This is a genomic window from Alteromonas sp. (assembly GCF_984505615.1).
The window spans coordinates 11823-14103 of sequence record NZ_CFHOXV010000063.1; the positions used below are offsets into that span (position 1 = coordinate 11823).

The 2281-nt window shown below is 54.2% G+C and carries 1 protein-coding gene; it reads right to left on the reverse strand.

Annotated elements, in window-relative coordinates; all coding sequences use genetic code 11:
• On the reverse strand, window positions 1–2225 hold a 2225-nt coding region (locus tag AC4PME_RS19740; protein ID WP_491529730.1), incomplete at its 3' end, for a beta strand repeat-containing protein.
• Window positions 2226–2281 lie beyond the last annotated feature (56 nt).

A 2281-nucleotide genomic window follows, 5' to 3' on the forward strand; every position in this document is an offset into this window, starting at 1 on the left:
ACCAGTGCGCCGATTTCGTCAGAGGTACCTGAAATCAACGGGGTGTCGCTGGCCAGATCGGTGATCGGATTGATATTCAGCACTGGCAGTGTCAGGTCAATTAATCCTGAGGTGCTGACAGTTGCAACGTTGCCCGCATCATCCATGACCGATGCGTCGATTGTCAGTAATCCTTCATTGAGATCTGATGGTACATTGACAGACCAGGTACCATCAGGCTGAACCGTGGCAGAGAGGGTTTGTTCAACACCCAAACCGTCTACAAGCACGATTTCAACGTTGGCGCCCAGCTCATCTGAAGTACCGGAGATCGTAGGCTGCACATCGTTTGTATCGACAAACGTGTCCAGCGTGATGCCCGGAGCGGCTGTATCGATTGTGCCGGTAGCACTTACGTTCACGATATTGCCTGAATCGTCCAGAACTTGCGCCTCGACGGTGACAGAGCCGTCGGGCAGAATGGGGAGATCTGAGCTCCAGCTTCCATCAGCCTGAACAACTGCAGACAGATTGTATTCAACGCCATCTGAATCGGTCACGGTTAACAGGACAATAGTACCTACACCTACATCCGTACTGCCTGTAACTGTCGGAGAGTTGTCATTGGTGATATCAATAGGATCGATGATTAAGCTCGGTGCGGCCATATCAATAGTTGCAGTGAGCGTTGCCGTTGCAGTATTACCAGCATCATCGGTAGCCGATGCCTGAACCGTGAACTCACCTTCAGCCAGATCGGTGGGAACTTCAACACTGAATGAACCATCTGCGGCAACAGGAACAGTAAGAGTTTGCTCATTTCCGGCAGCATCGGTGATCACAAGTGTAACGATATCACCTTCAGGAATATCCAACGTACCGGTGATCATGGGTGTTGCATCATCATAGGTTGTGGTAACAACAATGTTTCCTGTAGGAGCTGTGGTATCCACCTCTCCACTTGTTGAAGCGCTACCTGTATTCCCCGCGGCATCCGTAGCAGATGCATCAACCGTGTAGTTGCCATCGGCCATGTTTGCAGGCACATCTGCACTGAACGTGCCATCAGGCTGAACTGTTGCAGTGAACGTTTGTACATCACCGTTGGCATCAGTGACGGTTAATGTCACAGCCTCACCCGGCGTCAGATCCGTGGTGCCGGAGATTGTTGGCGTAGCATCATTACCGAGACCTTCAGCATCCAGTGTGACTACTGGTGCAGTGGTATCGATATTACCGCTGGTTGAAGCCGTCCCGGTGTTACCGACTGCGTCGGTCGCGGCAGCATCAACGGTGAAGTTACCTTCTGCCATTTCCGCTGGTACATCGGCACTGAACGTACCGTCAGGTTGCACGGTTGCGGTAACAGTTTGCGCATCGCCGTTAGCATCTGTCACGGTTAACGTTACAGATTCGCCGGCTGGCAGGTCGGTTGTACCGGAAATAGTCGGTGTGGTGTCATTGCCTGTGCCTTGGGCATCCAGTGTGACAGTCGGTGCGGTGGTATCGATATTGCCACTGGTTGAAGCCGTACCGGTGTTTCCGGCTGCATCCGTGGCGGCAGCATCAACGGTGAAGTTACCTTCTGCCATTTCTGCAGGCACGTCGGCACTGAACGTACCGTCTGGCTGCACAGTCGCAGTTACAGTTTGTACATCGCCATTCGCATCTGTCACCGTCAGTGTGACAGACTCACCCGCTGGCAGGTCGGTTGTACCGGAAATAGTCGGCGTGGTGTCGTTACCTGTACCTTGTGCATCCAGTGTGACTGTCGGCGCAGTGGTGTCCACCGTACCTGAGGTCGAGGCTGTGCCGGTGTTACCGGCTGCGTCAGTGGCGGCAGCATCAACCGTGAAGTTACCTTCTGCCATTTCTGCAGGCACATCGGCACTGAACGTACCGTCTGGCTGAACGGTCGCGGTGACGGTTTGTGCATCGCCGTTGGCATCGGTGACTGTTAACGTCACTGATTCGCCCGCTGGCAGATCGGTGGTGCCGGAAATAGTCGGCGTGGTGTCGTTACCGGTACCTTGTGCATCCAGTGTGACTGTCGGCGCAGTGGTGTCCACTGTACCTGAGGTCGAGGCAGTGCCGGTGTTACCGGCTGCATCGGTTGCCGCTGCATCAACGGTGAAGTTACCTTCTGCCATTTCTGCAGGCACGTCGGCACTGAACGTGCCGTCAGGTTGTACGGTAGCGGTAACAGTTTGTGCATCGCCGTTGGCATCAGTGATTGTTAACGTCACTGATTCTCCCGCTGGCAGGTCGGTTGTGCCTGAGATAGTGGGCGTGGTGTCGTTAC